The organism is Streptomyces sp. NPDC101393 (genome assembly GCF_044767385.1).
In the GTDB taxonomy this organism is placed as follows: domain Bacteria; phylum Actinomycetota; class Actinomycetes; order Streptomycetales; family Streptomycetaceae; genus Streptomyces.
The window spans coordinates 90,190-96,732 of record NZ_JBIWNU010000017.1 but is presented as its reverse complement, the minus strand read 5'-3'; the positions used below and the strand labels follow the sequence as shown (position 1 = coordinate 96,732).

The following is a 6,543-nucleotide window of genomic DNA, read 5'->3' as shown; positions in this document are numbered from 1 at the left end:
GAATGCCGACTTCCGGCCCCCCCCCCCCCCCCCCCCACCCCCCCCCCCCCCCCCCCCCCCCCCCCCCCCCCCCCCCCCCCAACCCCCCCCCCCCCCCCCCCCCCCCCCCCCCCCCCCCCCCCCCCCCCCCCCCCCCCCCCCCCCCCCCCCCCCCCCCCCCCCCCCCCCCCCCCGCCCGCCCCCCCCCCCCCCCCCCCCCCCCCCCCCCCCCGGGCGGGGGGGGGGGGGGGCCCCCCCCGCCCCCCCCCCCCCCCGGGGGGGGGCCGCGGGGCAAGGGGGAAGCCGAGAATGCCGACTTCCCCCCACCCCACCCCACCCTCACACCCAGCCGCGTCCCCTGTCCGCGCCCTCACCTCACCACCACACACCGCCCCCGCCGCGCGCCCCCAACCTCACCGCCCTGCTCCCGCACCGCCCCCGCACCGCCCCCTGCGCTCCCGCACCACCGCCCCGCCCCCGCACCTCCGCCGCATCCCCACACCCTCGCCGCATCCCCACGCCCTCTCGCCCCGCACCCCCGCCGCATCCCCACACCCCCCTCCCCCCTACGACCCCGGCCATGGCTCGCCGACCGGCTGCTAGCCTCGCGTTTCCTGTCCCACAACGGAGGAGACGCACGTGCGCAAGGCAGCACAGATCGCCGGGGCGGCCGCCATCGCCGCAATGCTGCTCAGTGGTTGCGGCAACAGCGGCGACGAAGGTAAGGAGAGCGCGCCGAGCAAGCAGCCGGAGTCCGCGCCGTCGACTCCGGGAGGCGCCGACAAGCCTGCGGATGGCTCCGCGCTCACGGGCGCCTGGGAGACGAAGACCGCCGACAGCAAGCTGATCTTCATGATCACCAAGGGCACCGCGGTCCTCAGCGAGGGACACAAGACGGCCTGTCTCGGCAAGGTCCAGGAGATGGCCGGTGTCTCCATGGCTGCGCTGAAGTGCACCACCGGGGACGACACCCGCACGATGGGCACGCTCAAGCCCGGCGCCGACGGCAAGACGCTGACGGTGACGTGGAAGAACGGACCCACCGATAAGTTCACGAAGTCCACCGACGGCAACCTCAAGATCCCGGACGTGCCGGAGATGCCCAGCGGCGTCCCCAACGGCAGCTGACGCGGCACCGTCGCGCCGCCTCCAAGCGCCCGCCGGCCCCTCCCTCAGCAGGCTCGCCACCGCGAGGGCGATTGCCCAAGCCGCACCGGTGGCCTTGTCGCTTCCACGCGTCAACGGCCGCCGCCCGGCACCCCAGGAGGGTGCCGGGCGGCGGCCGTTGACGTGACATCCACTGGGACGTGTCCGGCGGATCCAGCGCGACGCGGGATGCCCGCGTCCGTCAGCGGACGAATACGCTCGCTTGGCCGGCCAGGTCGAGGAAGTACTGCGGTGCCAGTCCGAGCACCAGGGTGACCGCGACGCCGATCGCAATGGCCGTGGTCGTCAGCGGGCTGGGCACGGCGACCGTCGGGCCGTCGGCCTTGGGCTCGTTGAAGAACATCAGGACGATCACTCGGATGTAGAAGAACGCCGCGATGGCCGACGAGATCACACCGATCACGACCAGCCAGCCCGCGCCGCTCTCCGCCGCCGCCTTGAAGACCGCGAACTTTCCGGAGAAGCCGGAGGTCAGCGGGATTCCGGCGAAGGCCAGCAGGAAGACCGCGAAGACGGCGGCCACCAGGGGTGAACGCCGGCCGAGGCCCGCCCACTTGGACAGTTGTGTGGCCTCGCCGCTCGCGTCCCGCACCAGGGTGACGACGGCGAATGCGCCGAGGGTCACGAAGGAGTAGGCGGCGAGGTAGAAGAGCACCGAGGAGATGCCGTTCTCGCTGGTGGCGATGACACCGGCGAGGATGAAGCCGGCGTGGGCGATCGAGGAGTAGGCCAGCAGCCGCTTGATGTCGGTCTGGGTGATGGCGACGATCGCACCGGCCAGCATGGTGATGATCGCGATGCCCCACATCACCGGCCGCCAGTCCCAGCGCATGCCGGGCAGCACGACATAGAGCAGCCGCAGCAGCGCGCCGAAGGCCGCGACCTTGGTGGCGGCCGCCATGAAGCCGGTGACGGGGGTCGGGGCGCCTTGGTAGACGTCCGGTGTCCACATGTGGAAGGGGACCGCACCGACCTTGAACAGCAGGCCCATCAGGACCATGGCCGCGCCGATCAGCAGCAGCGCGTCATTGCCCATGGTGCCGGCCAGCGCCGGGTTGATCTGCTTGGCGCCGTCGGCGACGACCTCGGCGATGCCGGCGTAGCCGACCGTGCCGGCGTAGCCGTAGAGGAGGGCGATGCCGAAGAGCAGGAACGCGGATGAGAACGCGCCGAGCAGGAAGTACTTGACCGCCGCTTCCTGCGACATCAGCCGCTGGCGGCGGGCGAGCGCGCACAGGATGTAGAGCGGGAGGGAGAAGACCTCCAGCGCGACGAAGAGGGTCAGCAGGTCGTTGGCTGCCGGGAAGACCAGCATGCCGCCGACCGCGAAGAGCACGATCGGGAAGACCTCGGTGGTGGTGAACCCGGCCTTGACCGCGGCCTGTTCGGCCTTGCCGCCGGGGACGGCCGCGGCCTGGGCGACGAAGGAGTCCACGCGGTTGCCGTGTGCTGCCGGGTCGAGGCGGCGCTCGGCGAAGGTGAAGACCGCGATGAGCGACACCAGCAGGATCGTGCCCTGCAGGAACAGCGCGGGGCCGTCGACGGCGAGCGCCCCCATGGCGGCGATATGTGCCTTCGATGAGCCGAAGCCGCCGGCCGCCAGGCCGATCACCGCGGCGAACGCGGCGGCCAGCGCCACCACGGACAGCAGCAGTTGGGCGTGGTAGCGGCTGCGGCGCGGCAGGAACGCCTCGATCAGTACGCCGATCACCGCGGCGCCGAGGACGATCAGCGTGGGTGCCAGCTGGGCGTACTCGATATGCGGCGCCGGGATCTTGGCCGGCGCCTCGGCCGCCGCCGTCCACAGGCTGTGGACACTTGCCACGGAACTCACTTCGCGGCCTCCACGTCGTTGTTACGCGCCGGGTGGCCGTGCCGGCCTTCACCGGGCACGGCGTCCACCTGCACTGGGGGCTTGGGGTCCTTTTTGTCCACGACGGACAGGGTGTGGTCGACAGCCGGATTGACGATGTCGGTCAGCGGCTTGGGGTACACCCCGAGGAAGATCAGCAGCGCGATCAGCGGCGCGACCACGACCAGCTCGCGGACCCGGAGGTCGGGCATGGCGCGCACTTCCTCGGTCTTCACCGGTCCGGTCATCGTCCGCTGGTAGAGGACGAGGACGTAGAGCGCGGCGAGGACGATGCCGACGGTGGCGATGATGCCGATGACCGGGTAGCGGCTGAAGGTGCCGACCAGGACCAGGAATTCGCTGACGAACGGGGCGAGTCCGGGCAGTGACAGGGTCGCCAGGCCGCCGATCAGGAACGTGCCGGCGAGGATCGGGGCGACCTTCTGGACGCCGCCGTAGTCCGCGATGAGGCGCGAGCCGCGGCGGCTGATCAGGAAGCCGGCGACGAGCATCAGGGCGGCGGTGGAGATGCCGTGGTTGACCATGTAGAGGGTCGCGCCGCTCTGGCCCTGGGAGGTCATCGCGAAGATGCCCAGCACGATGAACCCGAAGTGGGAGATCGAGGCGTAGGCGATCAGGCGCTTGATGTCGCGCTGGGCGACGGCGACCAGCGCGCCGTAGATCACGCTGATCACCGCGAGGACCAGGATGACGGGGGTCGCCCAGCTGCTGGCCTCCGGGAAGAGCTGGAGGCAGAAGCGGAGCATCGCGAAGGTGCCGACCTTGTCCACCACCGCGGTGATGAGTACGGCGACGGGTGCGGTGGATTCGCCCATGGCGCCCGGCAGCCAGGTGTGCAGCGGCCACAGCGGCGCCTTCACCGCGAAGGCGAAGAAGAAGCCGAGGAACAGCAGCCGTTCGGTGCCGGTGCCGATGTCGAGCTTGCCGGCCGCCCGCGCCTCGACGATCTGCTGGAGCGAGAAGGTGCCGGTGCCGAGCTGGTCGGCGGTGACGGCGTACAGCCCGATGACCGCAGCCAGCATGATGAGGCCGCCGACGAGGTTGTAGAGCAGGAACTTCACGGCGGCGGAGGAGCGTCGGCCCGCGTCTTCGTCCCCGTCCTTGCCGCCGCTGGTGCCCGCGCGGTCGCCGAAGCCGCCGATGAGGAAGTACAGCGGGATCAGCATGGCTTCGAAGAAGACGTAGAAGAGGAAGACGTCGGTGGCCTCGAAGGAGAGCACCACCATCGCCTCGACGGCCAGGATCAGGGCGAAGAAGCCCTGGGTGGGCCGCCAGCGGCGGTTGGGGCGGACCTCTTCGAGGGGGTCGGCGTCGTGCCAGCCGGCAAGGATCACGAACGGGATCAGCAGGGCGGTCAGCGCGATCATGGCGACCGCGATGCCGTCGACGCCGAGTTCGTAGCGGACCCCGAAGTCGCGGATCCAGGAGTGGGATTCGGTGAGTTGGTAGGGGCCGCCCTTGGCGCCTGGGGCGAAGCGGACCGCGATGGTCACGGCGAGGGCGAAGGTGGCCAGGGAGAACAGCAGGGCCAGCCATTTGGCCGCGGTGCGCTTGGCCGCGGGGACCGCGGCGGTGGCGATCGCGCCGATCGCCGGGACCGCGGCGGTCACCGTCAGCAGGGGAAACGACATGGCTCAGACACCCCTCATCAGCAGGGTCGCGGCGACAAGTACGGCGGCCCCGCCCAACATCTGGACTGCGTAGGAGCGGACGAAGCCGGTCTGCAATCGGCGCAGGGTGCCGGAGAGTCCGCCCATGGAGGCGGCCGTGCCGTTGACCGCGCCGTCGACCAGGGAGTGGTCGATCTGGACGAGCGTGCGGGTGAGCTGCTCGCCGCCGCGGACCAGGACGATGTGGTTGAAGTCGTCCTGGAGGAGGTCGCGGCGGGCGGCCCGGGTCAGCAGCGAGCCGCGTGGGGCGAGCACGGGGACGGGCTTACGGCCGTACATCAGCCAGGCGATGCCGACGCCGACGATCATCACGACGATGGTGGCGGCGGTGACGGCGCCGGCGCCGATCGGGGGGTGGCCGTGCTCGAAGGAGGTGACCGGCTCCAGCCACTTCACGAAGGCTTCGTTGATGCTGAACAGCCCGCCGGCGAAGACCGATCCGATGGCGAGGACGATCATCGGGATCGTCATGGACTTCGGCGACTCGTGCGGGCGGACCTTTTCCGGGTCCCAGCGCTTCTCGCCGAAGAACGTCATCAGCATGACGCGGGTCATGTAGAACGCGGTGATCGCTGCGCCCAGCAGGGCCGCACCGCCGAGGATCCAGCCTTCGGTGCCGCCCTTGGCGAAGGCGGCTTCGATGATCTTGTCCTTGGAGAAGAAGCCGGACAAGCCGGGGAAGCCGATGATCGCCAGATAGCCGAGCCCGAAGGTGACGAAGGTGATGGGCATGTAGGTCCGCAGGCCGCCGAAACGGCGCATGTCCACCTCGTCGTTCATTCCGTGCATCACGGAACCGGCGCCGAGGAAGAGGCCTGCCTTGAAGAAGCCGTGGGTGACGAGGTGCATGATCGCGAAGGCGTAGCCGATGGGGCCGAGGCCCGCGGCCATGATCATGTAGCCGATCTGCGACATCGTCGATCCGGCCAGGGCCTTCTTGATGTCGTCCTTGGCGCAACCGACGATCGCACCGAAGAGGAGCGTGACGGCGCCGACCACGACGACGGCCATCTGGGCGTCCGGGGCGGCGTTGAAGATCGCGCCGGAGCGGGTGATGAGGTAGACGCCGGCGGTGACCATGGTGGCGGCGTGGATCAGGGCCGAGACCGGGGTCGGGCCCTCCATCGCGTCACCCAGCCAGGACTGCAGCGGCACCTGCGCGGACTTGCCGCAGGCGGCCAGCAGCAGCATCAGGCCGATGGCGGTCAGTTTTCCCTCGCTCGTGTCGCCGGTCGCGGCGAGCACCGGGCCGAAGGCGAAGGACCCGAACGTGGTGAACATCAGCATGATCGCGATGGACAGGCCGATGTCGCCGACGCGGTTGACGAGGAACGCCTTCTTGGCGGCGGTGGCCGCGCTGGGCTTGTGCTGCCAGAAGCCGATGAGGAGGTACGAGGCGAGGCCGACGCCCTCCCAACCGACGTACAGCAGGAGGTAGTTGTCGGCGAGGACGAGGAGCAGCATCGCCGCGAGGAAGAGGTTGAGGTAGCCGAAGAAGCGGCGGCGCCGCTCGTCGTGCTCCATGTAGCCGATCGAGTAGATGTGGATCAGCGATCCGACACCGGTGATCAGGAGGACGAAGGTCATCGACAGTTGGTCGAGCTGGAAGGCGAGGTCGGCCTGGAAGCCGCCGACCGGGATCCAGCTGAACAGGTGTTGGTGCAGGGCGCGGTCCTCGGCGCCCTTGCCGAGCATGTCGGCGAAGAGCACCACGGCGATGGCGAAGGACGCCGCCGCGAAGAGGGTGCCGAGCAGATGGCCGGTGCGGTCGAGTCGTTTGCCGCCGCACAGCAGCAGGGCCGCACCGACCAGCGGTGCCGCGACGAGCAGCGCGATCAAGTTCTCCACTTTGTG

General features: G+C 70.3%; 4 protein-coding genes. 1 reads left to right on the top strand and 3 read right to left on the bottom strand.

The features are described from left to right. The first annotated feature begins 618 nt into the window (after positions 1 to 618). On the top strand, positions 619 to 1,107 hold the full coding sequence (locus ACIRQ7_RS35720) for a hypothetical protein (protein ID WP_404266663.1): 489 nt from the start codon (positions 619 to 621) through the stop codon (positions 1,105 to 1,107). Between the two features lie 220 nt (positions 1,108 to 1,327). On the opposite strand, the gene nuoN is transcribed toward ACIRQ7_RS35720, so the two are convergent. From nuoN to nuoL, 3 genes are read right to left on the bottom strand one after another with little or no spacing between them, the layout of a single operon-like run. Beyond that, the gene (nuoN, locus tag ACIRQ7_RS35715) at positions 1,328 to 2,980 is read right to left on the bottom strand and encodes an NADH-quinone oxidoreductase subunit NuoN (protein WP_401474315.1); all 1,653 of its coding nucleotides are present in this window, start codon (positions 2,978 to 2,980) and stop codon (positions 1,328 to 1,330) included. After that, positions 2,977 to 4,650 carry an NADH-quinone oxidoreductase subunit M gene (locus tag ACIRQ7_RS35710; protein ID WP_404266662.1) on the bottom strand — a complete coding sequence of 558 codons (1,674 nt, stop codon included), beginning with the start codon at positions 4,648 to 4,650 and terminating at the stop codon, positions 2,977 to 2,979. Before ACIRQ7_RS35710 ends, nuoN begins: the two co-directional genes overlap by 4 nt. Before the next feature lie 3 nt (positions 4,651 to 4,653). Continuing rightward, positions 4,654 to 6,537: an NADH-quinone oxidoreductase subunit L gene (nuoL, locus tag ACIRQ7_RS35705; RefSeq protein ID WP_404266661.1), complete on the bottom strand. Its 1,884-nt coding sequence runs from the start codon at positions 6,535 to 6,537 to the stop codon at positions 4,654 to 4,656. Between the last annotated feature and the right edge of the window lie 6 nt (positions 6,538 to 6,543).

Coding starts and splice junctions, on each gene's coding strand:
- ACIRQ7_RS35710 (WP_404266662.1), bottom strand. CDS start 4,650: ATGTCGTTTCCCCTGCTGACGGTGACCGCCGCGGTCCCGGCGATCGGC.